Consider the following 26067-nt stretch of genomic DNA (forward strand, 5'->3'; position numbering starts at 1 on the left):
GATCGCCCGCGCGCCGGTCGGGGCGCTAGCGTTGTCCTCCATCCGGATGAATGGAGGGACGAGGTTCGTGGCACAGCACGAGGTCACACGTAAACGGGAAGTCTGGTCGGGCCGGTCGGTGTTCATCATGGCCGCGATCGGCTCGGCGGTCGGACTCGGCAACATCTGGCGCTTCCCGTACATCGCTTACGAGAACGGTGGTGGCGCATTCCTGATCCCGTATCTGGTCGCGCTGCTGACCGCGGGTATCCCCCTTCTCCTGGTCGACTACGCGATCGGGCACAAGTTCCGCGGATCGCCGCCGCTGGCCTTCCGCAGACTGCGCCGCGGCGCCGAATTCATCGGCTGGTGGCAGGTGCTGGTGTGCTTCGTCATCGGCGTGTACTACGCGGTGATCGTGGCCTGGGCCGCGCGGTACACCTTCTTCTCGATCACCGAGGCCTGGGGCGACGACCCCGAAGGCTTCTTCATGAGTTCGTTCCTGAACCAGGACACCGATGCGACCTTCGGCCTGAGCTTCGTGCCGGGCGTCGCGTGGACGCTGCTGCTGGTCTGGATCGCGACGCTCGCGGTGCTCGCTCTCGGCGTCCAGCGCGGTATCGGCAACGCCAATCGGTTCTTCGTGCCGTTGCTGGTCCTGCTGTTCGGTGCGCTCGTCGTCCGGTCGCTGACCCTCGACGGCGCGACCGCCGGTCTCGATGCGTTCTTCACCCCGAACTGGTCGGCGCTGACCGACACCGGGGTGTGGATCGCGGCGTACGCGCAGATCTTCTTCTCGCTGTCCGTCGCCTTCGGCATCATGGTGACCTACGCGTCGTACCTGAAGCGCAAGACGAACCTCACCGGTTCGGGTCTCGTGGTCGGGTTCTCGAACTCGAGCTTCGAGGTGCTCGCCGGCATCGGCGTCTTCTCCGCTCTCGGCTTCATGGCCCAGGCGCAGGGTGTCGAGGTCGGTGAGGTGGTCGCGGGCGGTATCGGCCTCGCCTTCATCGCTTTCCCCACGATCGTCTCGGAGATGCCCGGCGGCCCGCTCTTCGGTGTGCTGTTCTTCGGTTCGCTGGTCTTCGCCGGGTTCACGTCGATGATCAGCATCATCCAGGTGACCGTCTCGGCCTTCCAGGACAAGACGGGCCTCGGCCGGGTGCCGGCGGTACTCGCCATCGGTGGTGTGTCGGCAATCGTGTCGCTGCTGCTCTTCCCCACCACCACCGGCCTGAACACTCTCGACGTGGTGGACCGCTTCGCGAACCAGTTCGGCATCGTGGGTGTCGCCTTCGTGGCGCTCGTGGTGGTCGCGTGGATCTATCGTCGTCTGCCCGAACTCCGCGACCACCTCAACTCGGTGTCGTCGTTCAAGGTCGGCACGGGCTGGATGGTGTTCACGGGCATCATCACCCCGCTCGTCCTCGGCTACATGCTGTTCAGCGAGATCCGCGACCGTGTCCGCGACGGCTACGGCGGTCTTCCCGACAGCCTGGTCACGGCCTTCGGCTGGAGCGTGCAGGCCGGCGTGATCATCCTCGCCGTCCTCCTGACGTTCATCCCCTGGCGCAGGGGAATCGACGAGGAATACGAGCTGGACGAGAACCGTCCGCCCGCATCCGCCCAGGCGCCTGCTTCGTCCGGTGCTCCCTTACCCGGACCCGACTCGTCCACAGGAGGTACCCGATGAGCACAGCGGCCGTCGCCATGATGATTCTCGCCCTCGTCACGCTGTGGGGCGGTCTCCTGCTGAGCATCCTGCATCTGCGTAAGCATCCGGACGATCCGGACTGATCATCCGCACCACCGACTCACATGGGTGTCGGTTCGGTAACACCACGGGGCGGCGCTCTGGCCGGAGCGCCGCCCTTGTGGTCTCCTGGAGCGGTCATACTCTAAACCTCTAGTTTAGAGTTAGGTAAAGCCCGTCCGGGTGTCACGACCCACAGGAGGAGAACCCCATATGAGCCGCAGACACCGCAATCGGATGCGTCGCATCTCGGCCGCCGCAGCCCTGACCGTCGCCGCAGGTCTGGCGCTTCCCACCATCGCCGGCGCCGAACCCGCACCCACGGACCCGGCAGCACCGGCGGAAGCGCCCGCCACGAGCCCGCTCGTGAGCTCGCTCGAGGCTCTCCGCGCGCTGCCCGGCGTCGATCCCACGACTCTCGCTGCCGCCGAAGCGATCGCGAACGCACGCGGAAGCGCTGTCGACGCGGCCGAAGCGACACCGCTCGGCGCCTACGAGGACGGCATGGAGTTCCTGCGTCGCCTCGGCGTCGAACCGTTCCTCTACATTACCGGCGCACCGTTCTGCACGGCCGACGGCGACCTGCCGCTGGGCACCGTGCCCGCCGTTGCGGGTGCTCTGCCCGGGCCATGGCCGAACCGCAGCCTGTCGCCGCTGCCGGGCACCCTGAACGTCGTCTCGCCCGGTGAGACGCTCTTCGCGTTCGTCCCCGTCGGCCTCGAGGAGGACGCCGACACCTCGGGCATCCAGCTCGCGTGGTTCAACGTCAACACCTTCCAGGGTGGCTTCGTCCCGATGGGCACGCCGGAGGAGACCGCGGCGGGAGCCATTCCGGCCGGCCTTCCCGTCCAGGCCCGCGGCATCGTCGAGCAGGCCATCACGACCTTCATCGCCGACACCCTGCCGCTGGGTGGCGTGCGGGTCGCGCCGGTCGAGACGGGGTCGGGCACCGTGCTCTCGGCCGTCTTCGGCAACGTGCGCAACGGCGACACGCAGTGCTTCTTCCTGCCCACGATCGGCATCGTGGACGTGCCGGCCTGATCGAACCAGAGCTCCCGAGCGGAGCCCAGAACTGCAGCGGGTGGGCGTCAGCTCGCCCGCTGCAGTCGGTTCAGCCGGTCGAACACGAGCGTGACGGCGGTGTCCATGTGCGCGAGCACATCGTCGACCGACTGCCGGCCCGCCACCCAGGCGACCAGCGCCGACATCCACACGTCGGCGATGATCCGCACGGCGTTGAGCACCTCTTCGGTGACGATGTCGATGCCTGCCGCCTGCGCGAACAGTCGGGTGAGCACCTCACCGAGACGGTCGAGTTCGGGCGCCGAGGACGCGTCGGCGAACATCGCCGCCCGGATGAGCGCGTCGTAGCGCAGCGGATTCTCGGACAGACGCGGCATCACTCCGCGCAGGACGCCCATCAGGCGCTCGGCGGCACTGTCGCCAGGGATCTCCACGGTGGTCACGGCTTCGGCGGCGGTCTCGAATTCGAGTACGAGCGCCACGACGAGCAGGTGGTTCTTCGAGGGGAAGTAGCGGTAGACCGTGCCGAGAGCGACACCGGATCGGTCTGCGACCGCCCGCATCTGCACGGCGTCGTATCCACCCTCGGAGGCGAGCTCCTCGGCGGAGGCGATGATCCGCATGTACCGCGCCCGCTGTGCCGGTCGCAGGCCCGCACCGGGCGACCGGGTGGACCCGAGGGCCGGCCGCGAGGTCTGCGTCGACGCCGACTCCTCGCCCGCGGTCTCCGTCGTCGACTGCTCCGTCATCACGCCACCTTCCGTTCATGCCCGTTTCGAGGATAGTTCAGCGTGGGACGACTGCCTTTTCGTACGGCCGACCGGCCGCAACCGGACAGGTGTCCGGAAATCTCTTCCCTCCGGATGTAGAACGCGTTACATTTTCTCCGTCACCGTCTGGAGAGGGGCTGTTGTGCGCCACGGAATCACCCTGTTCACGAGCGACCGGGGAATCCGGCCCGAAGTCGCTGCCTCGACCGCGGAGAGTCGCGGTTTCGACAGTTTCTACGTGCCCGAACACACCCACATCCCGATCCGCCGCGAATCCGCGCATCCGGGAACGGGCAACGAGACCCTTCCCGACGACCGTTACATGCGCACCCTCGATCCGTGGGTGGCGCTGGGGCTCGCAGCCGCGGTGACGTCGACGATCAAACTGGGCACCTCCGTCGCACTGCCCCTCGAGCACGACCCCATCACGCTCGCCAAGACCATCGCGAGCCTCGATCACCTCTCCGGCGGCCGGGTGAACTTCGGTGTCGGATTCGGTTGGAACGCAGAAGAACTCGCCGACCACGGCGTACCGCCGAAGAAGAAGCGCACCGCCATGCGCCAGTATCTCGAAGCGATGCAGGCGCTGTGGACCGAGGAAGAAGCCTCCTACGAGGGAGACTTCGTCGCATTCGGGCCGAGCTGGGCGTGGCCGAAACCCGTGCAGCAACCACGGCCCCCGATCTTCCTCGGCGCCGGTTCCACCGACCGCAACTTCGACTGGATCGTCCGCCACGCCGACGGCTGGATCACCACCCCCACGGAGAACAACGTCGTCGACAACGTCGCCCGTCTCCACAAGGCCTGGGCCGACGCCGGTCGTGCCGGAACTCCCGAGATCCTCGCTCTGGCAGGCCGTCACGACGCCGAGCAACTGAAGATCTGGGAGGACGCCGGGGTCACCGAGGTGATCTTCGGTCTGCCCGACCGCGCCCAGGACGACGTCGTCGCGTACATCGGCCGACTCGCCTCGAAACTCGACCACTGATCACCGACCCCGAACGGACCCCGATGAGCACCGATCTCCACCCCCTTCCCGCCGGCAGCGTCTCCACCTGGGACCACGAAGCCGACGTCGTCGTCGCCGGTTACGGCATCGCCGGTGTCTCGGCGTCCATCGAGGCCGCCCGCGCGGGTGCCGACGTGCTCGTGCTCGAGCGGACCGGCGGTTGGGGCGGTGCGGCCTCACTGTCGGGCGGCATCGTCTACCTCGGCGGCGGCACCCCGCTGCAGAAGGCCCTCGGATTCGACGACACGCCCGAGAACATGAAGGCGTTCATGCTCGCCGCGCTCGGGCCGGGCGCCGACGAAGCGAAGATCATCGAGTACTGCGAGGGCAGCGTCGAACACTACGAGTGGCTCGTGGACAACGGCGTGGTGTTCAAGGAGAGCTTCTGGGGCGAACCCGGGTGGGAGATCCCCGGTGACGACGGCCTGATGTACTCCGGCGGCGAGAACTCCGCGCCCTTCAACGAGATCGCGACGCCCGCCCCGCGCGGCCACGTCCCGCAGATGACCGACAAGCGGACCGGCGAGAAGGGTGGCGGGTACATGCTCATGCAGCCGCTCTCCCAGGTCGCCGAAAGCCTCGGTGTGCGTGCCGAATACGACGTGCGGGTGCAGCGGTTGATCGTCGACGGCGACGGACGCGTCGTGGGCCTGACGGCCAAGCAGTACGGCAAGGACGTCCACATCCGGGCCCGCAGCGGCGTCGTCCTCGCGACCGGCAGTTTCGCGTACAACCAGGAGATGGTCGAGTCGTACGCGCCGCAGCTCAGCGGTCGCCCGGGTGCGGCGATCGAGGAGCACGACGGCCGTGCGATCCGCATGGCGCAGGCGCTCGGCGCCGATCTCGCGCACATGGACGCCACCGAGGTCGCCTTCTTCGGCGACCCGCAGTTGATGGCCCGCGGCATCCTCGTCAACGGCCGCGGTCAGCGGTACGTCCCCGAGGACACCTATCCGGGCCGTATCGGTCAGCTCACGCTGCTGAAGAACGACAACCAGGCCTATCTGATCATCGACGAACAGGCGTACGAGGAGGGTTGTGCGGCAACGAGTTCGACGCCCTTCTTCCGGTTCCGTCCGAAGTGGGTCGCGGAGACCGTCGCCGAACTCGAATCCGACATGGAACTGCCTGCCGGGACGTTGCAGGCGACCGTCGAGGTCTACAACAGGCACGCGGAGAACGGCAGCGATCCGGTGCTGGGCAAGAAGAGCGAGTGGGTCAAGCCCATCGGCAGCCCGATCGCCGCGCTCGATCTCCGAAACTGCACAGCAGGTTTCACGCTCGGCGGTCTGCGCACGTCGGTGAACTCGGAAGTGCTGCACGTGTCCGGCGATCCGATCCCCGGCCTGTTCGCCGCCGGTCGCTGCACGTCGGGCGTGTGCGCGTGGGGTTATGCGAGCGGCACGTCGCTGGGAGACGGAAGCTTCTTCGGTCGCCGCGCCGGTCTGTCGGCCGCGAAGGGCTGAGACCGAACGGGTGGTTCCGGCGGCCGAGCCACCGGAACCACCCGTCAGGTCAGAACACGCGATCCAGGTCGCGTGAGACGATCCGATCGGCGCCGTACTCGGCGAGTGCCGCGATCGTCATCGACGGATTGCACGCCCCGGTCGATCCCGAGATCTTCGCGCCGTCCACCACATACAGGCCGGGCTGGCCGTGCACGCGACCGGCGTCGTCGCACACCGCCCCGAACGGCGCACCCCCGAGCGGATGGAAGGTGTTGATGTCGACGGCGTTGACGTCGATGACGATCGAGGCCGGTCCCGCGATCCGCCGGATGCGGGCCTCGATCGCGCGGGTGAGTTCCCGGTCGTAGGCCTGATCCCAGTTCAGGACCGCATCGTCGCGGCCGGCGTCGTAGTGCCAGGCTCCTCGGCCGTCGACGATCCCCAGACCGATCATCGTGGTCGTTCCCACATCGTCGGGGAACGGCACCGGGCCGGTGACGATCATCAACGGTCCGGCGGGATCGGTGTAGTCGCGCATACCCACACAGGCGGGGCCGCCCTGATGGTCGCCGGGGCTGACGAGCGGACTCGTCACGGCGAACACTCGGTCGCCGTTGTTGCCCCATCCCGTTCCGACGCCGTCGGGAAGATCGGGGACGAACCCCTTCGCCTTCGCCTTCACGAGGAGACGGGTCGTGCCGGCCGATCCGGCACCGAGGAACAGCGACTGTGCGAGGATCCGCTTGCGTTCGAGAACCTTCCCATCCGTGTGGATCCGGTCGACGTGCACGATCCAGGTGCCGTCCGGAGCGCGCTCGATGTCGCCGACCCGATGCAGCGGCTCGACCGTGACGTGCCCCGTGCGTTCAGCTTCGGCGAGATAGGTGACGTCGACCGAGAACTTACCGCCGTTGTTGACTCCGTAGATGACGTCGCCCGTCGTGTAGGACGGTTTCAGTTCCCCGGTCAGCTCCCGTCGCGCGAAGTCCCAGTCGATGCACATCGGCACCCTGAACGTGTCGTAGCCCTCCGAGCCTGCACGGTCCAGGAACTGTCGTGAGGACCGGTACCGATCGTGGTCGAGCAGATCGTCCGGGATGGTCGCGACCTGCAGCATCCGCGCCACCCGCCGGTAGTGGTCGGAGGCCAGCAGGTCGTAGTCGATACGCGAGGACACCGAATCGGAGAATCGCTGCCCGTCGGGCTGCACGGTCATGCCGTGATAGGCCAGCGAACTCCCGCCGACCCCCGCGCCGCACATGACGTCCATGCCGTTCCCCGGAACCCGTTCGATGAGCCCGGTGAACGGTTCGGTCGGGATCGGCGGAGTACCGGTCATCACCGGGGCGGACGACAACCACGACATCCGCCGGTCCGGTTGCAGCATGTGAGGGAACGTCTCGGCATTCGGTCCCGTGGGCCAGCGGATGCCCCGTTCGAGGACCAGGGTCTGCACACCGGCCCGGCCGAGATGCAACGCGGTGATCGCACCGCCGAATCCGCTGCCCACGACGACCGCCCGATGGCGCTCCTCGGTGACCTCGGCGCGTGCGCGTGGGATCGGGGACAACGACAACGCGGCAACGGCCGCACCGCCGACGACGGTTCCCCGCAGGAAGGTACGGCGGGACAGCGCAATATTCACGAAGGGCTCTCCTGGAGCGTGGTCAGACAACCGTGAGCGGGAGTGGGATTCCCCGATCTTCGAAGACGAAGGACGAACCCGTGCTGAAGCGCGTGATGGCGACCTCGTCGCACTCGTTCGCCGGGGATTCGGCACGGAACACCTCGACGACGAGAGCCTCTTCGGTCGCGGAGACCAGGCGGGTGGTGAAGTGCGGGTCCACACCGCGCACCAGAGCGTCGAGCGGACCGAGGTGTTCGGGGTCGATCAAAGTGGGCCAGGACCCGTCGTCGAAGGCGCCACCTCGCCGGTTGATCCGGAGACCCAGCGCGTCGTCGTCGAAACAGATCACCCGATCGACATACCGGTCCGGTGCCAGCATCGGGTGTACGTCGAGCACCGCGGACAGGCCGGCGAACGAGCGCGGCAATCCCAGCGCGGTACGGATGCGCTCGGACGTGATGCCGGCGATACCCGTGAGCTGCTTGCGGGTCAGCTCGATCGCGGACTGCTCGTCGGTTCGCTTGCGCACACTCATGAGGAAGCCCAGAGCGAGCAGGTGATGCTGCAGGCACACCTCCTCGGCGATGCGTACCAGGGCCGACTTCGAGAACTCGTCGAACCGGAGGTCTGCGAGGAGGGGACCCGAATAGTCGTGTCTCCCTTCGCCGTCGCGGTCGATCGGGCTCAGCTCGAGTGCCACGGCCGCGGACCGGCCGAGCGCTTCGGTGTGAGGTGCGACAGCCGGTGGTTCGTACGAGGGGTCGATGGTGACCGTCCACGCGCAGTGCGGGTGCCGATCGGCCGGCGCGCGGGGCGGCCGATGGATCGGCCGCACCCGGGCGTGCGGATTGGTGGCGAGCGCGGTGGCGTCGAAGGTCGGGTCCTCGATGTCGTGGCACATCGCGGTCACGTAGGCGTCGCCGAGGGGCTCGACGTCCATCAGCGCCCCGCAATGGTCGAGCGAGAACTCGCCGTGGTCGCGGTCGTCGACGCGATAGCGGAAGTCCATGAACTGCGGGGGCGCCCCGATATCGAGTTGCATGCCCTTGAAGATGGTGACGACGTCGTCGCCCTCGAACTTCAGGGCACGCTGCATGCGGCGCGTGTACCACGGCGACGACGCCTGCCATTCCTCGATGGCCACCTCCGCCATGCCCTCCCGACCGAACGCCGAGATCAGATGCGCCATCCCCGAACGGTCGATGAGCTGACCGCACAGCAACAGTTCGGGGACGAGCGCGGCGAGGTCGGTGCGGGAGAGCGCGGCGAACGATCCGCCGGTGTCCACGCCGGTCACCACAACGGAACCGGCGACTCGCCGACCCGGTACCAGCCGGGAAGACGCTTCTTCCCCGTCGATCGCTCGATCCGCTTCTGCATGCCGTCGGACAGCGCATCCGCCGTGATCATCTCGAGGAACAGGTGCGAGACGTTGCCGAAGTCGAAGAAGTCGCGCTGCCACGACCACTGGAAGTTGCCGCCGTACCGGAACCAGCTCCCGCCGATGCCGTGCACGGAGTAGTGCTCGCCGTTCTCGCGGGTCGCGTCGGCGATCTGCTTCCAGAACCCGATCACGTCGCCGGAGCGTTCGTCGACGACGAACTGCTGGTAGGGATACTGCCAGCCTTCGAGCCCGTCCATCTCCTGGCCCAATGCGAGGTCGCGGATCTCCTCGCGGCCCACGGCCATGAACTCGTCCTTCGGACCGTAGTTCCAGCCGTAGGTGGCGTCCTCGGTGTACAGGTCGGCCAAAGGCTTCCAGTCGCCTTCGGCCTCGGCGCGTTTGTTGGCGTCGACCCAGCGGGTGATCATCTCGTCGAGCTCGGCACGATCGAACGTGGCCATCCTGTCTCCTGGTCCTCAGTCTTCGACGATGCGAAGGGCTTGGGTGGGGCAGTACTTCACAGCTGCTCGTACGTCGGCGTGCATCTCCTCCGGCACGGGGTCGAGGAGGATCTCCACCTCACCCCGTTTGGCGACCGTGAAGGCGTCCGGGGCTTCCATCGAGCACATCGCGTGTCCTTGACACAGATCGAGATCTGCTTCGATCCTCATCCGAACCTCACTCCTGCGTTGCCGTGCCGGTGCCGGACGCCGCGCGGGTGCGACGCCGGTACCGCACAGCACACGGCTGTTCGAGCTGGACCACCATCTTCGAGTGATCGTTGCGGTAGGTCTCGGGCGGCTGGGACAGTTCGAACTCGAAGTCGCGCAGCAGAACCGAGAATATCGCCTTCAGCTGCATGAGCGCGAACGCCGCTCCCACACAGCGGTGCCGGCCCGCCCCGAACGGGATCCAGGTCCACCGGTTGACGATGTCCTCCTGGTTCGGGTCGATGTAGCGGCCGGGATCGAAGGCGTCGGGATCCGGGAAGTCCTCCGGGATCCGGTTGGAGATCGCCGGTGTCGCACCCACGAGATCGCCCTCCGAGATCCGGTATCCGGCGACCTCGAAGTCGTCGCGCGCGACCCGAAGAAGCAGGATCAGCGGCGGGTGCAGGCGCAGCGTCTCCTTGAGCACCGCCTCGAGTACCGGGATCTGCCGCAGTGCATGGAAGCTCACGCTCTCGCCGTCGGAGTACAGGACGTCGAGTTCTGCCGTGACCTGCTGCATGTACTCGGGGTTGCGCAGCAGTTCGATGAGCGCCCAGGCCGCCGTGCCGGAGGTGGTGTGGTGGCCGGCGAACATCATCGAGATGAAGATGCCGGTGATCTCGTCGGCGCTGAACCGCTCCTTGCCGTCCTCGTCCTTGATCGAGACGAGGACGTCGAGCATGTCGCGGTCCTCCTTGCCCTGCGGCGGGTTCGCGATGCGTCCGTCCATGATCTCCTGCACGAGCTCCACAAGCCCGCGGCGGGCCTCGTCGCGTCGCCGGAAACTCTCGATCGGCGCGTAGGGATCGACGAATGCCAGTGCGTCGGTGCCCTTCTCGAGGTCGTGGTAGAGGTGGGCGAACCGTCCGTCGAGCTGGTCGCGGAACTTCTTGCCGATCAGGCAGGCCGACGACGTGTAGATGGTCAGCTCGGCGAAGAATTCGAGCAGGTCGATCTCGCCTTCGTCGCCCCACCGGGCGACCATGTCCTGCACTTCGCGGTCGATGGTCGCCGCGTGACCGCGCATCTGTTCGCCGCGCAGCGCCGAATTGTGCAGCATCTCCTTGCGGCGTTCGGGGCTGGCGTCGAAGACGACACCCTCACCGAAGACCGGCTTCATGAACGGATAGGCGGCCTGCTGATCGAGATCCTCGTCCGCGGCACGGAAGAAGAACTCGTTGGCCTCCGCACCGGAGAGGAGTACGACCTTCTTGTCGGCGAGCTGGAAGACCCCGACGTCGCCGCACTCCTCGCGCACCCGGCGCATGAGCGCAATGGGATCGGTGCGCAGTTCCTCGAGGTGGCCGTGTTCGTGTTCGCCGCCGGACACACGCCGGGGCTCGACGAGTGTGGTCATGGATTGTCCTTCCGCAGGGGTGCTTCGGGTTGAACCTCGATGAGCACGATGTGGGCGCCGCGGGGGGCCGAGACGACCGAGAGCGCGGCCGCGGCGATGTCGGATGCGCGAAGGAAGTAGGGGTGTCGGGCGAAACCCCATGTGCCCCAGTCTTCGAGCATCGGTTCGAGCACCTCCGCCGGCGCGGTCATGCCGGCACCGGTCTGCGTCGGTCCGGGGCGCACGACCGACGCGCGGACACCCGTACCCTCGAGTTCCATCCGCATCTCGCGGACGAGCGCTTCGAGGCCGGTCTTGGCGGCGTTGTAGGCACCCATCCAGGGCCGGGGAAGCACGGCACAGTCGGATCCGATCACGACGAAGTCGCCGCGCTTGCGTTCGATCATGCCGGGGAGCACGCGATGGGCCAGGCGTTGGGTGCCCATCAGGTGCACGTTGACCTGGAAGGCGAACCGGTCGGGGTCCATCTCGTGGGGCAGCGCGAAATCCATGTCGCCCGCTCCCGAGACGACGATCTCCGCGGCGCCGAGAGCCTCTTCCGCTGCGGTGACGAACTCGTCGACGGATTCGGTGGACGACACGTCGAGGAAGTGGGCGAAGGCCTCGCCGCCCTCACCGCGGATCTTCTCCGCGATCGCCGCGCACTCCTCCACGCGGCGCGCCCCGAGCGCGACGGGGTGCCCGGCCTCGGCGAGCGCGTAGGCGGTGGCGGTACCGATTCCGGAGGAGGCTCCGGCGACCAGCGCGGGACGGCGTTCGGGATGGGGTTCGAATCTAGGCATGTCGTTCGGTGACCTCTACAGGAAGGGCCGCGAAGCCTCGGACGTTGGTGGAATGGACACGTTCGCAGCGGTCCTCGTCGATCTCGTAGTCGGCGACGCGCCGGGCGAACTGTTCGAGCGCGATGTTCGCCTCGAGGCGGGCCAGATGTGCACCGAGGCAGAAATGCACTCCCCCACCGAAACTGGCGATCTTCTGGGAGCTGTCGCGTCCGATGCGGAAGTCGTCGGCGGTGTCGAATACGTCGGAATCGCGGTTGGCGGATCCGATGAGCAGCAGCACCTTGTCGCCGGACCGGATGGTGGCGTCGTGCAGTTCGATATCGGCGACGGCGGTGCGGGCGACGATCTGGCTCGAGGTGTCGTAGCGGAGGGTCTCCTCCACCCACTGCGGTGCGCGAGCCGGATCGCGGAGGACCTGCGCCACCTCGGATTTGTTGTGCGCGCCCCAGTAGAGGGCGTTACCGAGGAGTTTCGTGGTGGTCTCGTTGCCCGCGACCACCATGAGGAACATGAACCCGATGATCTCGTCGTCGGTGAGCCGGTCGCCGTCGATCTCGGCTGCCAGCAACGCCGACGTGAGGTCGGAGGTCTCCTTCTTCCGGCGTTCGGCGAGCATGTCGGCGTAGTAGCCGACGAGGTGCAGCGATGCCTCCATCGCGGCGACCGGCACGTCGAGCACGCCCTCCTCGCGGTGGACGACGAGGTCGGCGAGACGGCGGATCTCGCTGCGGTCGGATTCGGGCACGCCCATGAGTTCGGAGATCACGTCCATGGGCAGCTTGCCTGCGAACTCCGAGATCCAGTCGAATTCCCCTGCTTCTGCAGCGGGTTCGAGATAGCGCAGGGTCAGTTCGAGGATGCGTTCCTCGAGGTCGGCGACGCGCCGCGGAGTGAATCCCTTGGAGACGAGCCGGCGCATGCGCATGTGGCGCGGGTCGTCCATCGCGAGGAAGGACATCACCTTGTGGGCGTTGGGCCCGTAGGCGGACGGATCGAGCGAGACACCGTTCGCACTCGAGAGTCGCGTGTTGTCGCGGAAGGCCGCGACGACGTCGGCGTGACGGGACAGGGCCCAGAACTCGAGGTCGGGGTTGTGGTAGACCGGCGCCTCTTCACGGAGGCGGCGGTAGGTGGGATACGGATCTTCGTGGAAGGCGTAGTCGTACGGGTTGAAGATCACGGGGCCGAGCGTCGGTGGATCGGGCGAAGCGGGCCCTGCGTGCGACGCGGAGCCCGGGGATGCCTGGATCATGGCTCACTCCAATAGAAGTCGGGCGGATGTCTCCAGCCTGTCGGCGAGTTTCTCGTAGGTGCCGTAGCCCATGCCGGCCCGGACCAGCGCGCCGGCGTAGAGCAGTTCGAGTGCTTCGAGTTCGTCGGGATCGGAGTCGGCGCCGAGCGCTGCCGAGATCCGGTGACGGATGTCGAGTCCGATGCGCGCACGCAGGTGTTCGACATCGGGGTCGTGACCGAGCAGTGCACTGGTGACGGCGGCGGCGAGTTCGGGTTCGTCGGCCAGCAACAGCGCGATTCCCCGCAGCACCGCGACCACCCGATCGGCACGGCTCGTGCTCTCGGCGTCGGCCGTGGGAGCGTTGGCCAAGCGACGCCAGAACACCTCGGCGACGAGGTGTTCCTTCGACGAGAAGTAGGTGTAGGCGGTGGCCGGGGCGACACCGGCGCGGGCGGCGACCATACGCACCGTCAACCCCGTGAATCCCTCCTCGCGGAGCACCTCGACCGCGGCCTGCGTGAGCCTCGCAACCGTGTCGGCCTGCTTCTCGGTCAGGCGGCGACGGGTCGATTCGAGATTCACGTTTCTGGACACGTGTCTGGACATTACTACGGTTGGAGGGGGTCGGCAATGCCCGCAGCGCGTTCATTCGGCGAATTCAGCGCTCTCGGGGGTGGATACGGACGGGCATGGACTTGATGCCGTTGATGAAATTCGATCGCAACCGCCGCGGTTCACCCGCCGGCTCGACCCGGTCGATCCGGGCGGCGAGGGTCTCGAACATGATCCGCAGTTCGAGTCGCGCCAGATGTGCCCCGAGGCAGAAGTGCACACCCGTCCCACCGAAGGCGACGTGCGGATTGTGCTCGCGCCCGATGTCGAAGACGTGCGCGTCGCCGAAGACCTCCTCGTCGCGGTTCGCGCTCGGGTAGTAGACGATCACCTTGTCGCCCCGTTCGACCTGCTGGTCGCCGATCGCGGCCGGACAGGTGGGCGTGCGGCGGAAGCCGACCACGGGCGTGACCCAGCGCAGGATCTCCTCCACGGCGCTGTCGATCAGACCGGGATCGTCCTGCAGCCGGCGCCATTGTTCGGGATGATCGACGAAGGCCTGCATCCCGCCCGAGATCGCGTTGCGCGTCGTCTCGTTGCCCGCGATGACGAGCAGGACGAAGAACATGTCGAACTCCATCTCGGAGAGCGTGTCGCCGTTCTCGCCGGGACACCCCAGCTTCGAGACGATGTCGTCGCGCGGTTCGATGCGTCGTTGCGCGGCAATCTCGTTGGCGTACAGGAAGATCTCGGCGGCGGCGAGCTCGCCGTCCTCCTGGGTGGTGCCGTATTCGGGGTCGTCCCAGCCGATCATGCGGTTCGACCAGTCGTAGAGCTTGCTGACGTCCTCGGCCGGTGCGCCGAGCAGCGCTGCGATCACCTCCAGCGGCAGTGGAGCCGAGATCGCCGGGACGAAGTCGATCACCGTGCCGTCGCGTGCGGCCTCGATCGCGGCGTCGACGGTGCGTTCGCACGTCCGCCGGATACGCTCCTCGAGCGTCTTCACCATGCGCGGGGTGAAGCCACGGCTCACGAGTTGCCGAAGGCGGGTGTGCTCCGGCGGATCGAGGTTGAGCAGCATGGACGCCTGTTTCAGGCGTGTCTCCTCGTCGAAATCGTCGATCTGGGTGGTCCCGAGGGCCGAGGAGAAAGTCGTGCTGTCGCGGGAGACCGCGATGACGTCGGCGTGCCGGGTGACGGCCCAGAAGCCTGCGCCGCCCTCCTCGGGTTGGCGGTGGACCGGACAGGTGCGCCGGAGTTCGGAGAAGTAGCCGTGCGGGACCCCCTGGGCGAAGACGTCGGGGTTCTTGAGATCTATGGGTGAAGTCGTCATGAAGCCGCTCTCGTGGGATTGTACGAATGGTATTCGTTTACAAACTACTCACCTTCGTTTGGAATGGAAGCCCCTTAGACTGCTTTCATGGCAGACGACAACTCCCGACCCGTGCGTCGGCGGACACTGACCCGCGACAAGGTCGTCGCAGCCGCGCTCGGGATCGTCGACGAGCTGGGATGGGAACAGCTCACGATGAGCACCCTCTCGTCGCGCTTGGGAATCGTCACGGCCTCGCTGTACAACCACGTCCGCAATCTCGACGATGTGCGGGCGACCGTGCAGATCCGCGCGATGAGCGATCTCGGAGCGCATCTGCGGGAGGTCGCGATGGGCCGCAGCGGCGTCGACGGGTTGCGCGCGCTGATCGACGCCCACCACATCTGGGCCGTCGAACATCCCCGCCGCTACGAAGCATTGACCACTGCACCGGTCGATCGCGACGGTCTGCTCGCCGCCGCACTGGACGCCAACGTCGCTCTGCGAACGATGCTCGCATCCTGCGGCGTTCCGGAGGAGGAGACGCTCGAGGCCGCGGTCGGCATGTTCGCCGCCCTGCACGGTTTCGCGGTTCTCCAGAGCAGCGGCTTCCTGGGCGACGAGCTCGATCTCGACCGCATCTACGAAGCGGTCGTGCGCGGAGTTCTGGCCGGCGCCTCCCTCGACCCCACGAAGACACGCTAGAGTGGCACGCATCAACTGAACACGTCCGTCTTCAGATGGAGGGGTCATGCGGACGATCGACACTCTCGGCGATCTCGTCTCACCGCTCGGTGGCACGATCAACGCCGCCAACGTCATCATGCAGCTCGCCCATCCCGGCGTCGGCCAGGGCGTCGTCGACAGCACGGTCGATACCGGCCGCGCCGATCTCCATCCGGTCAAGCGGGCCCGCACGACCGGCACCTATCTGGCGGTCGCGGTGTTCGGTAACGACGCCGACCGCGATTTCGTCCGCGAGTCGGTGCGGAAGATCCACGCGCGGGTCACGTCGCCACCCGGCGCGGAGGTCCGCTACAGCGCCAACTCCCCCGCCCTGCAGTTGTGGGTCGCGGTCTGCCTGCTCGAGTACTTCATCGACCAGCACGAATTCCTGTACGGCCCGCTCACCGAGGAGCAGTACGCCCGCATCCTTCGCGACGGCGCAACCCTCGCGACGACACTGAACGTCCGACCGGAGTCGTGGCCCACGACCCGCGAGGAGTACGAGGAACTGTGGAAGGCCGGCGTCACCGACATCTCCATGAACGAGCAGGTGCGCGAGTACCTCACCGAACTCTGCAATCTCGCGTTCCTCGAGGTGCGTCTCGGACGACTGGGCCGCGGGATCCACCGGGTGCTCGGCAGGTCGTTCGAACTGATCACGCGCGGTGCGCTGCCGCCGGAGTTCCGCGACCTCATGCACTACCCGTGGACCGCCGACGACCAGCGGCGTTTCGACCGCTATCTCGTGGCGGTCCGGCGCCTGCACCGCGTCACGCCGTGGGTGTGGCCGTTGCTGTGGAAGGCATATCTGCTCGATCTGCGCACGCGGCGACACCTCGGACTGCGCGTGTTCTGACCGGAGACCACCGGACCCTCGTCGAGACCGGTGTTGTGTGCGAGATTCGTCGAATTCCTCGCACACGACACCGGTTTCGTCCGTTTCGGACGAACCGTTGCATTCGATCGCGTCGCCGAACTATAGTCCAGACACCTGTCCAGAACCGAGGGAACGTCTGATGACACTTCGCCCTACCGACAGCTCCACCCTTCTGATCGACGGCAAGCTCGTACCCGGCAGCGGAGGCACCTTCGCGATCACCGATCCGAGCACCGAAGAACTGCTCGGCCACGCGGCCGAGGGCACCGCCACCGACATGGACGCCGCGATCGCGGCCGCGCGTCGCGCCTTCGACGACACCGACTGGTCACGCGACCACGCCTTCCGGGCCCGCTGCCTCCGTCAGTTGCGCGACGCTCTGCGCGAGCACATCGAGGAACTGCGGGAGATCACCATCGCCGAGGTCGGCGCTCCCCGATTCCTCACGAGCGCCGCGCATCTCGAAGGCCCCATCGACGATCTGCTCTACTTCGCCGACCTCGCCGAAAGTTACGCGTGGACGCAGGATCTCGGCAACGCCTCCCCCATGGGTATCCCCACCCACCGCTATCTGCTCAAGGAAGCGGTCGGGGTCGTCGGCGCGATCACGCCGTGGAACTTCCCGCACCAGATCAACTTCGCCAAGCTCGGGCCCGCTCTCGCCGCCGGGAACACCGTGGTGCTCAAGCCCGCCCCAGACACCCCGTGGTGTGCGGCCCTGGTCGGGCGGATCGCGGCCGAGGAGACCGACATCCCGCCGGGAGTGCTGAACATCGTCACCTCGAGCGACCACAGGCTCGGCGCACAGCTGAGCGAGGATCCGCGCGTCGACCTGATCTCGTTCACCGGTTCCACCGCGACCGGCCGGGCCGTGATGCGCGCGGCCTCAGAGAACCTCAAGAAGGTCTTCCTCGAACTCGGCGGCAAGTCGGCGTTCATCGTCCTCGACGACGCCGACCTGCGCGGCGCCTGCTCGATGGCGGCCTTCACCGTGTGCACGCATGCCGGCCAGGGCTGCGCGATCACCACGCGTCTGCTCGTTCCCCGCGAACGGTACGACGAAGCGGTGGCCCTGACCGCGAAGTCCATGAGCGGCATCCGGCCCGGCGACCCGCGCGATCCCGGCACGGTGTGCGGGCCGCTCATCTCCGAGAAGCAGCGACAGCGGGTGGAGGGCTTCATCCGCGTCGCCGTCGAGGAAGGCGGCACGATCGTCACCGGCGGCGGACGTCCCGCCGAACACGAGCGGGGATTCTTCGTCGAACCCACCCTCATCGCCGGCCTCGACAACTCCGCGCGTACAGCGCGGGAGGAGATCTTCGGCCCGGTGCTCGTGATCATCCCTCACGACGGCGACGACGACGCGATCCGCATCGCCAACGACTCCCCCTACGGCCTCTCGGGTTCGGTGTACGGCACCGATCCGGACCGCATCGCGCGGATCGTCGCAGGTGTACGGACCGGCACGCTCGGCGTCAACGGCGGCATCTGGTACGCCGCCGACGCCCCGTTCGGGGGCTACAAGCAGTCCGGGATCGGCCGCGAGATGGGTGTGGCCGGTTTCGAGGAATACCTGGAGACCAAGCTCGTCGCCGAACCCGCGAGCTGACCCGAACTTCCGAAAGGACTTTTCCGATGGCACGTTTCACCGGTCGCACCGCGATCGTCACCGGCGCCGCCCAGGGGATCGGCGAGGCGTACGCGCGTGCGCTCGCCGCCGAGGGCGCGAACGTGGTGGTCGCCGATATCGATGCCGAACTCGGCGAGCAGGTTGCCAAACAGATCGTCGCCGACGGCGGCATCGCGAGCTTCACGTCGGTCGATGTCTCCGACCCCGCCTCCGCCGAGGCACTCGCCGTGTCGACCGTCGAGACCTACGGCGGCATCGACCACGTGGTCAACAATGCCGCCATCTACGGCGGCATGAAACTCGATCTGCTGCTGACGGTTCCGTGGGACTACTACAAGAAGTTCATGAGCGTGAACCTCGACGGCGCCCTCAACGTCACCCGCGCAGTGTGGCCGCACATGACCAAGAACGGCGGGTCGATCGTCAACCAGTCGTCGACGGCGGCCTGGCTGTACTCGGGTTTCTACGGGCTCGCGAAGGTCGGGATCAACGGTCTCACACAGCAACTCGCCGTCGAGCTCGGCGGGTCGAACATCCGCATCAACGCGATCGCCCCCGGCCCCATCGACACCGAGGCGACCCGCACCACCACCCCCGCGAACATGGTCGCCGACATGGTGAAGCAGTTGCCGCTCAAGCGCATGGGCACTCCCGACGATCTCGTCGGCATGTGCCTGTTCCTGCTCTCCGACGAGGCCGCCTGGGTCACAGGGCAGATCTTCAACGTCGACGGCGGGCAGGTGATCCGCTCGTGACCGGCTCCACGATCGGCCGGGTCGGTTACATCGGGCTGGGCAACATGGGGGCACCGATGGCCGAGCGGCTGTTCACCCGACCCGGAGGCCTCACCGTGCTCGACGTGGTGCCCGAGGCGATGAGCCCGTTCACCGACAAGGGTGCCGCCGCGGCGTCGAACCCGGCGGAGCTGGCCGCCGACTGCGACCTCGTGTGCGTGACGGTCCTCGACGACGCCCAGGTCCGCGACGTCGTCACCGGTCCGGACGGACTTCTCGCGACGGCCCGGCCCGGCACGGTCGTCGCGGTGCACTCGACGATCTCCGACACCACCGCCGTCGAACTCGCCGCGAAGTGCGCCGAGAAGGGAGTCGACTTCGTCGATGCACCGGTCAGCGGCGGCGCCGGCGGTGCGAAGAACGGCACTCTCGCAGTGATGGTCGGCGCGACCGACGACGGCTTCGCCAAGATCGAAGAACCGTTCGGCACCTTCGCGTCGCTGGTCGTGCACGCCGGTCCCGTCGGCGCGGGAACCCGGATGAAGCTCGCCCGCAACCTGCTCCACTTCATCGCGTTCACCGCGGCGACGGAGGCACAGCGACTCGCCGAGGCCGCGGGCATCGACCTCACCGAGCTCGGCAGGGTCGTCCGGCACACCGACGCGATCACCGGCGGCGCCGGTTCGATCATGTGGCGCGACACCACATCTCCCCTCGCAGAGGACGACTCCTGGTTCCCGATCGTCTCGCGCGTGCGCGCCCTGGGTGAGAAGGATCTCGCGCTCGCACTCGATCTCGGCGATCGCCTCGGAATCGCCCTGCCGCTCGGAGCCCGGGCGCTGTCCGACCTCGGCCCCGGCCTCGGAGTCGGCACGGGCGAGATCGCACGGACCCGTTCCCGGAAGGAGCACGCATGACCGACGAGACCCGCCGCCGCGGCCTGGAGATGATGTCCAAGGTCTACGGCTGGGAAATGCAGGACGGTCCCGGTGAGCACTTCGCCGTCACCGCCGACCACTTGTTCGCGAACATCTGGACCCGGCCCGGGCTGACCATTCGTGATAGGCGACTGCTGCTGCTCGGGGCACTCACCGCACAGGGGGCCCCCGACATCGCCGAAATCCAGATCGAAGCGGCGCTGAAGAACGAGGAGCTCGACGAGCAGCAGCTCCGCGAGATCGCCCTGTTCCTGTGCCACTACGTGGGCTGGCCGCTGGGCTCGAAGCTCGACAACGCAGTGGGCAGCGTGCTGCAGCGACGGAAGGCGGCGGCCCGCTCGTGAGCATCCCCGGCGGATCCGTACCGGAGCCGGACTGTCCGGAACTCGGATTCTACGGCCTCGCCGGGCACGCCGACGACCCGAGGGCGCTGCTCGACGAGATCGTCGTCGCCGAACGCATCGGTCTCGGCTCGGCCTTCCTGTCGGAACGGTTCGACACCAAGGACGCAGCAGCGCTGGCCGGTGCGGCCGCCGCGACGAGCCGCACGCTCGGGATCGGCACCGCGGCGACCAATCCGCACACCCGCCATCCCCTCGTCACAGCGACGATGGCGACCACACTGCACCGGTTGAGCCGCGGCCGCTACGCCCTCGGGCTCGGCCGCGGCTTCGACGTGCTGTTCGCTCTCATGGGTCTGCCTCGCGTGACGTCGGCGCGGCTCGAGGACACCGTCGATCTGCTCCGGACGCTGTGGCGCGGTGACGCGGTCGTCGACCGGCACGGCCCAGCCGGCGACTTCCCGTATCTGCGACGCACCGCCGAGGACGTCGACCGCATCCCGATCCTCATGGTCGCGCTCGGCGAGCGCACGCTCGACCTGGCGGGACGCGTGGCCGACGCCGTCGTCCTGCACACAGTCTTCACCGGACCAGCGACCCAACCAAGGCCGCTGCGCGCCCAACCCCCGATTTTCTGCTCGATGTACGTCCTTCCGGGCCATATGGCAGGTAATCGACACCACGTCGGGATCAGCGACAACAGTTCGGGTCCAGCACCATCCGCAGGGCTTCGAGAGACTCGGCGCGAGGGCGGTAGAAGACGTTCATCCCGCGGCGTTCGGATACGACCATGCCGGCCTTGCGCAGTTGCCCGAGGTGGTGACTGACGGTGGATTCGGTCAGGTCGACGCCGGTGGCGAGATCGCAGGTGCACACTTCGCCGTCGTCGGCGGTGAGCAGGATCGACATGAGCTTGATGCGGACCGGGTCCGCCAGCGCCTTCAGCCGCAGGGCGAGTTCGAGAGCTGCGTTGTCGCTCATCGGCGCGGCCGAAACCGGTTCGCAGCAGATCGGGGCGCTGACGTCGATCACAGGCAGAGCTTTCGGCATGGTTCGAGCTTATCCACTTACTTGACATATGTCGAAAAGGTGGCGCATCCTGTACCCGTCCAGAGTTTCGACATATGTCACACAAGTGGAGGATGTCATGTCCCGCGCACAACTCGCCCTCAACGTCGACGACCTGCAAGAAGCGGTCGCCTTCTACTCGAAGCTGTTCGGCACCGAACCGGCCAAGGTCAAGCCGGGCTACGCGAACTTCGCGATCGCCGAGCCGCCGCTCAAGCTCGTGCTGCTGGAGAACCCCGGCAAGGGCGGCACCATCAACCACCTGGGCGTGGAGGTGGAATCGAGCGAGAAGGTCCATGCCGAGATTGCCCGCCTGACCGGCGAAGGGCTGTTCACCGATGAGGAGATCGGCACCACCTGCTGCTTCGCTACCCAGGACAAGGTGCGGGTCACCGGCCCGGCTGGGGAGAAGTGGGAGGTGTACACCGTCCTCGCCGATTCGGAGACCTTCGGCTCGAGCCCACAGCACCTCGACGATTCGGCCACCGCCGGGGGTGGGGTGTGCTGCGGCACCGCTGCGGCCCCGACCGAGGACAAGCAGGAGGCGCCAGCCGCACCGTCCTGCTGCTGAACAACACCCCTCGATGTCGGCCACCGGATTCGGATGGCCGACATCGGTGTCTTCAGCGACGGAGCCGGTCGGCGAGGTCGGTGACACGAGCGGCGATGTCGTCGCGGACCAGCCGCATCCGTTCGATGCCGTCGATGCCGCGCTCGGACGGCTCGTCGGTGTCCCAGTTCTCGAACTGTGTCCCGGGCACCGGATCGAGACGGGCTTCGCGGCCGAGGGTGACCACGAGATCGACGTCCCGAACCAGCTGGGGGTCGACCAGTGTCGGAGTCTCGCCCGCGATGTCGACACCGACTTCGAGGAGCACTTCGGCCGCCAGGGCATTGATACTGGTGCCGGGCTTCGTACCGGCGGAGTGCACCGCGACGGTGTCGCCGGCGGCGGCCCGCATCAGGCCGGCGGCCATCTGGGATTTTCCGCCGTTCTTCACACAGACGAACAGCACCGAGGGTGTGCTCACGGTCGAGGTCCTTTCACGCAGGTCGGGTGTCGAGGTCGAGGTCGAGGTCGGCGACAGCGGCCTTGGCGGTGCGGCCGACGCCGAGGAGGGTGGCCGAACCGGGTCCGGTCCAGTCGCCGTAGCCGAGCAGGTGCAGGCGCGGTTCCTTGAGTGCGCGGGTGCCGGCGACCGGCACCGTGCCGGTGTGATCGCGCAGCCGCAACGGGCGCAGGTGTGCGAGGGCGGGCCGAAATCCCGTCGCCCACACCACGACATCAGCCCGCTGGTGACGCTCACCCCAGGCGATGCCGTCGACGGTGAGCCGATCGAACATCGGCAGCGCGGTCAAGACGCCGCGCTCACGGGCGGCAAGCACCTCCGGGACCATCACGATGTCCCCCAGGGCGGCGATGCCGCCGGGATCAGTCCGTCCGGCAGCCAGGGCCACTGCACGGCGGGAGGCGAGCTCGAACAAGGCCCGGCCGTCGACGCCATCCGGCAGGAACCGCGGGGGCCGGTTGGTGACCCAGATGGTTCTCGCGGTGGTGGAGATCTCGGCGACGAGTTGAGCCGCGGAGTTGCCACCCCCGACCACTACGACGTCCGAGCCGGTGAACTCGGCCGCGCTACGGTAGTCGACGGTGTGCAACTGCCGCCCGGTGAACACATTTATGCCCGGATAGCTCGGCAGAAACGGTCGCTGCCAGGTACCGGTGGCGCTGATCACCCGCCGCGCCCGCCACTGCCCGCGGTCGGTGTCGACCAGCAGATCAGGGCCGTCGCGGCGTACCGCCTGCACCCGCACCGGCCGCTCGATCGGCAGGCCGTAGCGGGTTTCGTAGGCGGTGAGATAGTCGACGACATGCCGTGCCGGCGGGAATCCGTCCGGCCAGCGGGGCATCGGCCACCCGGGCAGGGATGCGAATTCCGCCGGGGAGAACAGATGCAGCGAGGACCACATGTGCGGCCACGCCCCACCTGGCCGTTCCTGGTCGTCGAGGATCACGAAGCGGTGCCCGGCCCGGCGCAGGTAGTAGCCGGCAGCCAGACCCGCCTGCCCACCGCCGATCACCACGACATCGACGTTCGTCATCGGAGAGCCTCGGGTCAGCGCGGGGTGGGCGGGGCGGTCAGCTCGGCGATGAGGGCTTCGACCTTGGCGCGGATCTCATCGCGGATCGGACGCACCGCCTCGAGGCCCTGCCCGGCCGGGTCGTCGAGCACCCAGTCGCGGTAGGACGTGCCGGGAAAGACCGGGCAGGTGTCCCCGCAGCCCATCGTGATGACCACATCCGATGCCTGCACCGCCGCGGTGGTGAGGATCTTCGGGTTCTCGGTAGAGATGTCGATGCCTACCTCGGCCATCGCCGCGACCGCGGCCGGGTTCACCTGTTCGGCCGGGGCGCTGCCGGCCGAACGCACCTCGATCCGGTCCCCGGCCAGAGCGGTGAGGAACCCGGCGGCCATCTGCGAGCGGCCGGCGTTGTGGACACAGACGAACAACACACTCGGTGTGCTCACGGATCAGACCTTTCGTGGCGCCGGCACCTGCGCCGACTCGTGACGGGTGAAGCGCTTCCGTAGGGCGAGGGAGACGTAGACCAGGGCGACCAGGACGGGAACCTCGATGAGCGGTCCGACCACCCCGGCCAGGGCCTGCCCGGAGGTCACGCCGAAGGTGCCGATCGCCACGGCGATGGCGAGCTCGAAGTTGTTACCCGCCGCGGTGAACGCGAGGGTGGTGGTGCGTTCGTAGCCGAGGCCGATCGCGGCGCCGAACAGGTATCCGCCGACCCACATGATCGCGAAGTACGCCAGCAGCGGCAGCGCGATCCGCACCACGTCCAGCGGGCGGGAGGTGATCTGCTCGCCCTGCAAGGCGAACAGGATCACGATGGTGAACAGCAACCCGTACAGGGCCCACGGTCCGATCTTCGGCAGGAAGGTGTCCTCGTACCAGGTGCGGCCCTTGGCCTTCTCGCCGAAGTGTCGGGTGAGGAACCCTCCGACCAGGGGAATGCCGAGGAAGATCAGCACCGATTTGGCGATCTGCCATGGCGATACGTCCAGGGCGGCCTGTTCGAGGCCGAGCCAGCCGGGGAGCACCGACAGGTAGAACCAGCCGAGCACGGCGAACATGATCACCTGGAACACCGAGTTGATCGCCACCAGCACCGCCGCGGCTTCCCGGTCGCCGCAGGCGAGGTCGTTCCAGATGATGACCATGGCGATGCACCGGGCGAGACCGACGATGATCAGGCCGGTGCGGTACTCGGGCAGATCCGGCAGCATCAGCCAGGCGAGTGCGAACATCAGTGCGGGTCCGAGGATCCAGTTGAGGATCAGCGACGAGACCAGCAGTTTGCGGTCGCCGGTGACGGTGTCGAGGCGGTCGTAGCGCACCTTCGCCAGCACCGGGTACATCATGATCAGCAGACCGAGGGCGATCGGCAGGGAGATGCCGTCGATCTCGATGAAACTCAACGCTTCACCCAGTCCGGGGATCAGGCGGCCGAGCAACAGACCCACCACGATGGCGGCGCCGATCCACACGGCCAGATACCGGTCGAGGGTTGACATCTTCCCGACGACAGCCGGGTGTTCGGTGTTCGTCGCGGTCATCGGGCCGACTCCACGGCATCGCTGGCCGGGGCACAGTCCGAACCCGGCAACACCCCTACCTCGGCGGAGAGCACGGCCGACAACTGCGCCAGGGCTGACGGGATCACCCGGTAGTACACCCAGGTCCCGCGTCGTTCGCACTCGAGCAGACCGGCCTCGCGCAGCACTTTGAGGTGATGCGAGATGGTCGGCTGGGACAGATCGAAGGCAGGGCTGACGTCGCACACGCAGCTTTCGCCGCCCTCATGGCTGGCGATCAGGCTCAGCATTCGGAGGCGCACCGGATCACCGAGAGCCTTGAACATCCGGGCCAGGTCTGCGGCCCAGTCCTCCGTCAGAGGTTCCCGTACCAGTGGTGCGCAGCAGAGGTCACCACTATCAGTTTGAATCGACACACATCAATATTGACACTGATCGAATCAGCCTGGCAAATCGTCTTGGCACGCCTGGTCAGGGCAGACCTCCTCCCACAGAACCTGACGGTTCACCTCCCTAGGATCACCGCCCATGACAATCAGCACCCAGTCCACGCCCTCTCGTGAACGACTCCTCGAGCTCATCGACGAACTGTGGGACGGATGGAATCGGTTCTTGCATCGGGACCCCAATCGTTGTGCCGACCGCGGGATACCGAACATCCACTGACCACAGCCGTGGTCATGGCCTATGAAACAGCGATCACCGCGCATTGGCTCGCCGAGGTGGGAGATTCGCGGTGATCTCCGTCAGTCCCCCGTACAACGAGTCCGGTGGCGGCGGCACGGCGTGTCCCGTCGTAGCCCGGTCGACAGATCGCATCTGGTCGGTCCTCGCGACCGTCGACGAGTCGACGCCCGAGGATCTTTCGTTCGCGGAAGCTGACCGGACGGCTCGCGACCTACCTGCAGGGCTGTGGTGACGTGCTCGTGCGTGCGAACAGCTGGGATCCTCAGGTACTGCACCGTTTCAGGGACGACGCGCAGGTCCGTGCTCATTCCGGACCGATCGACGCGGCGCCCACCGAAACGGCGCCAAGCCCACCGAGCTCGCCCCGGTCGCCGCCGCGTGGCGGACGACCCGCGACCCCGAGCGTTTCGCACCTCTACCCGCAAACCCCGGCCGGAGCGCACGATGACCGATCTGTAGTTGTCGGTGGACGACCTGACTCCCGAACGACTCTCGGCCGTGCTCGGTGGCACGGT

At 67.3% G+C, this 26067-nt stretch carries 28 protein-coding genes and 1 pseudogene; 13 read left to right on the plus strand and 16 right to left on the minus strand.

The features are described 5' to 3' along the window. The first annotated feature begins 67 nt into the window (after positions 1–67). From M3330_RS07945 to M3330_RS07955, 3 genes are all read left to right on the plus strand, one after another. The gene (locus M3330_RS07945) at positions 68–1672 is read left to right on the plus strand and encodes a sodium-dependent transporter (RefSeq protein WP_019289992.1); all 1605 of its coding nucleotides are present in this window, start codon (positions 68–70) and stop codon (positions 1670–1672) included. Next, positions 1669–1776, plus strand: coding sequence for a methionine/alanine import family NSS transporter small subunit (locus M3330_RS07950; protein ID WP_006551747.1), 108 nt, complete (start codon positions 1669–1671; stop codon positions 1774–1776). Before M3330_RS07945 ends, M3330_RS07950 begins: the two co-directional genes overlap by 4 nt. Positions 1777–1945: 169 nt before the next feature. Then, positions 1946–2773: a hypothetical protein gene (locus M3330_RS07955; RefSeq protein ID WP_255028276.1), complete on the plus strand. Its 828-nt coding sequence runs from the start codon at positions 1946–1948 to the stop codon at positions 2771–2773. 47 nt (positions 2774–2820) lie between these two features. Here M3330_RS07955 and M3330_RS07960 read toward each other — a convergent pair whose 3' ends face one another. Beyond that, positions 2821–3504, minus strand: a complete 684-nt coding sequence (locus M3330_RS07960) for a TetR family transcriptional regulator (protein ID WP_006551749.1) — start codon at positions 3502–3504, stop codon at positions 2821–2823. A gap of 163 nt (positions 3505–3667) precedes the next feature. On the opposite strand from M3330_RS07960, the gene M3330_RS07965 reads away from it, so the two are divergent. Together M3330_RS07965 and M3330_RS07970 are read left to right on the plus strand one after the other, a co-directional pair. Then, complete coding sequence (locus M3330_RS07965) at positions 3668–4513, plus strand: LLM class F420-dependent oxidoreductase (RefSeq protein ID WP_024103036.1); 846 nt, start codon at positions 3668–3670, stop codon at positions 4511–4513. A gap of 23 nt (positions 4514–4536) precedes the next feature. Beyond that, positions 4537–6000: an FAD-dependent oxidoreductase gene (locus M3330_RS07970; protein WP_247848547.1), complete on the plus strand. Its 1464-nt coding sequence runs from the start codon at positions 4537–4539 to the stop codon at positions 5998–6000. 49 nt (positions 6001–6049) lie between these two features. Here the strand turns inward: M3330_RS07970 and M3330_RS07975 are convergent, their stop codons facing one another. The 9 genes from M3330_RS07975 to M3330_RS08015 all read right to left on the minus strand — a co-directional run bounded on the left by M3330_RS07975 (position 6050) and on the right by M3330_RS08015 (position 14961). Beyond that, entirely contained in the window at positions 6050–7627 is a 1578-nt protein-coding gene (locus M3330_RS07975) for a GMC oxidoreductase (protein WP_255028279.1), read from the minus strand. A gap of 22 nt (positions 7628–7649) precedes the next feature. Beyond that, a complete protein-coding gene (locus tag M3330_RS07980; protein ID WP_006551753.1) occupies positions 7650–8909 on the minus strand; it encodes a hypothetical protein in 1260 nt (419 codons plus the stop codon). Then, positions 8903–9454: a nuclear transport factor 2 family protein gene (locus M3330_RS07985; RefSeq protein WP_006551754.1), complete on the minus strand. Its 552-nt coding sequence runs from the start codon at positions 9452–9454 to the stop codon at positions 8903–8905. The genes M3330_RS07980 and M3330_RS07985 overlap by 7 nt, the downstream gene beginning before the upstream one ends. 15 nt (positions 9455–9469) lie before the next feature. Beyond that, positions 9470–9664, minus strand: a complete 195-nt coding sequence (locus M3330_RS07990; protein WP_006551755.1) for a ferredoxin — start codon at positions 9662–9664, stop codon at positions 9470–9472. A gap of 7 nt (positions 9665–9671) precedes the next feature. Next, positions 9672–11060: a cytochrome P450 gene (locus M3330_RS07995; protein WP_219129939.1), complete on the minus strand. Its 1389-nt coding sequence runs from the start codon at positions 11058–11060 to the stop codon at positions 9672–9674. Next, positions 11057–11842: an SDR family oxidoreductase gene (locus M3330_RS08000; protein WP_006551757.1), complete on the minus strand. Its 786-nt coding sequence runs from the start codon at positions 11840–11842 to the stop codon at positions 11057–11059. Before M3330_RS08000 ends, M3330_RS07995 begins: the two co-directional genes overlap by 4 nt. Beyond that, positions 11835–13022, minus strand: coding sequence for a cytochrome P450 (locus tag M3330_RS08005; RefSeq protein ID WP_006551758.1), 1188 nt, complete (start codon positions 13020–13022; stop codon positions 11835–11837). The genes M3330_RS08000 and M3330_RS08005 overlap by 8 nt, the downstream gene beginning before the upstream one ends. A gap of 75 nt (positions 13023–13097) precedes the next feature. Beyond that, positions 13098–13658 carry a TetR/AcrR family transcriptional regulator gene (locus M3330_RS08010; RefSeq protein WP_016693012.1) on the minus strand — a complete coding sequence of 187 codons (561 nt, stop codon included), beginning with the start codon at positions 13656–13658 and terminating at the stop codon, positions 13098–13100. 76 nt (positions 13659–13734) lie between these two features. Continuing rightward, the gene (locus M3330_RS08015; protein ID WP_255028299.1) at positions 13735–14961 is read right to left on the minus strand and encodes a cytochrome P450; all 1227 of its coding nucleotides are present in this window, start codon (positions 14959–14961) and stop codon (positions 13735–13737) included. Between the two features lie 87 nt (positions 14962–15048). On the opposite strand from M3330_RS08015, the gene M3330_RS08020 reads away from it, so the two are divergent. From M3330_RS08020 to M3330_RS08050, 7 genes and pseudogenes are all read left to right on the plus strand, one after another. Then, positions 15049–15645, plus strand: a complete 597-nt coding sequence (locus M3330_RS08020) for a TetR/AcrR family transcriptional regulator (protein ID WP_019290002.1) — start codon at positions 15049–15051, stop codon at positions 15643–15645. Positions 15646–15691: 46 nt separating this feature from the next. Then, entirely contained in the window at positions 15692–16522 is an 831-nt protein-coding gene (locus M3330_RS08025; protein WP_019290003.1) for an oxygenase MpaB family protein, read from the plus strand. Between the two features lie 160 nt (positions 16523–16682). Beyond that, positions 16683–18152, plus strand: a complete 1470-nt coding sequence (locus M3330_RS08030; RefSeq protein WP_255028333.1) for an aldehyde dehydrogenase — start codon at positions 16683–16685, stop codon at positions 18150–18152. A 26-nt stretch (positions 18153–18178) separates the two neighbouring features. After that, positions 18179–18928 (plus strand): SDR family oxidoreductase, encoded by a 750-nt coding sequence (locus tag M3330_RS08035; protein ID WP_006551764.1) that lies wholly within the window; start codon positions 18179–18181, stop codon positions 18926–18928. Beyond that, positions 18925–19824, plus strand: coding sequence for an NAD(P)-dependent oxidoreductase (locus M3330_RS08040; protein ID WP_006551765.1), 900 nt, complete (start codon positions 18925–18927; stop codon positions 19822–19824). The genes M3330_RS08035 and M3330_RS08040 overlap by 4 nt, the downstream gene beginning before the upstream one ends. Then, the gene (locus M3330_RS08045; protein ID WP_006551766.1) at positions 19821–20189 is read left to right on the plus strand and encodes a carboxymuconolactone decarboxylase family protein; all 369 of its coding nucleotides are present in this window, start codon (positions 19821–19823) and stop codon (positions 20187–20189) included. Before M3330_RS08040 ends, M3330_RS08045 begins: the two co-directional genes overlap by 4 nt. Further along, positions 20186–20704, plus strand: a pseudogene (locus tag M3330_RS08050) (LLM class flavin-dependent oxidoreductase); the annotation flags it as partial. The gene M3330_RS08045 and the pseudogene M3330_RS08050, both read left to right, overlap by 4 nt. A 172-nt stretch (positions 20705–20876) precedes the next feature. On the opposite strand, the gene M3330_RS08055 reads toward M3330_RS08050, so the two are convergent. Continuing rightward, positions 20877–21236 carry an Rv2640c family ArsR-like transcriptional regulator gene (locus tag M3330_RS08055; protein ID WP_006551768.1) on the minus strand — a complete coding sequence of 120 codons (360 nt, stop codon included), beginning with the start codon at positions 21234–21236 and terminating at the stop codon, positions 20877–20879. Positions 21237–21333: 97 nt separating this feature from the next. Here M3330_RS08055 and M3330_RS08060 point away from each other — a divergent pair, with 97 nt between their 5' ends. Beyond that, the gene (locus tag M3330_RS08060; RefSeq protein WP_255028338.1) at positions 21334–21825 is read left to right on the plus strand and encodes an ArsI/CadI family heavy metal resistance metalloenzyme; all 492 of its coding nucleotides are present in this window, start codon (positions 21334–21336) and stop codon (positions 21823–21825) included. Positions 21826–21877: 52 nt separating this feature from the next. Here M3330_RS08060 and M3330_RS08065 read toward each other — a convergent pair whose 3' ends face one another. Genes M3330_RS08065 through M3330_RS08085 form a run of 5 tightly spaced genes read right to left on the minus strand, consistent with a single transcriptional unit; the run spans position 21878 to position 25281 of the window. Further along, the gene (locus tag M3330_RS08065) at positions 21878–22285 is read right to left on the minus strand and encodes a low molecular weight phosphatase family protein (protein ID WP_217580170.1); all 408 of its coding nucleotides are present in this window, start codon (positions 22283–22285) and stop codon (positions 21878–21880) included. A gap of 13 nt (positions 22286–22298) precedes the next feature. Next, positions 22299–23357 (minus strand): ArsO family NAD(P)H-dependent flavin-containing monooxygenase, encoded by a 1059-nt coding sequence (locus tag M3330_RS08070; RefSeq protein ID WP_019290008.1) that lies wholly within the window; start codon positions 23355–23357, stop codon positions 22299–22301. Between the two features lie 14 nt (positions 23358–23371). Beyond that, positions 23372–23731, minus strand: a complete 360-nt coding sequence (locus M3330_RS08075; RefSeq protein ID WP_050993518.1) for an arsenate reductase ArsC — start codon at positions 23729–23731, stop codon at positions 23372–23374. Positions 23732–23788: 57 nt separating this feature from the next. Continuing rightward, entirely contained in the window at positions 23789–24886 is a 1098-nt protein-coding gene (gene arsB / locus M3330_RS08080) for an ACR3 family arsenite efflux transporter (protein WP_255028348.1), read from the minus strand. Continuing rightward, the gene (locus M3330_RS08085; protein ID WP_064852786.1) at positions 24883–25281 is read right to left on the minus strand and encodes a helix-turn-helix transcriptional regulator; all 399 of its coding nucleotides are present in this window, start codon (positions 25279–25281) and stop codon (positions 24883–24885) included. The genes arsB and M3330_RS08085 overlap by 4 nt, the downstream gene beginning before the upstream one ends. Between the last annotated feature and the right edge of the window lie 786 nt (positions 25282–26067).

This window comes from Rhodococcus sp. GA1 (assembly GCF_024321955.1).
Classification (GTDB): Bacteria; Actinomycetota; Actinomycetes; order Mycobacteriales; family Mycobacteriaceae; genus Rhodococcus; species Rhodococcus pyridinivorans.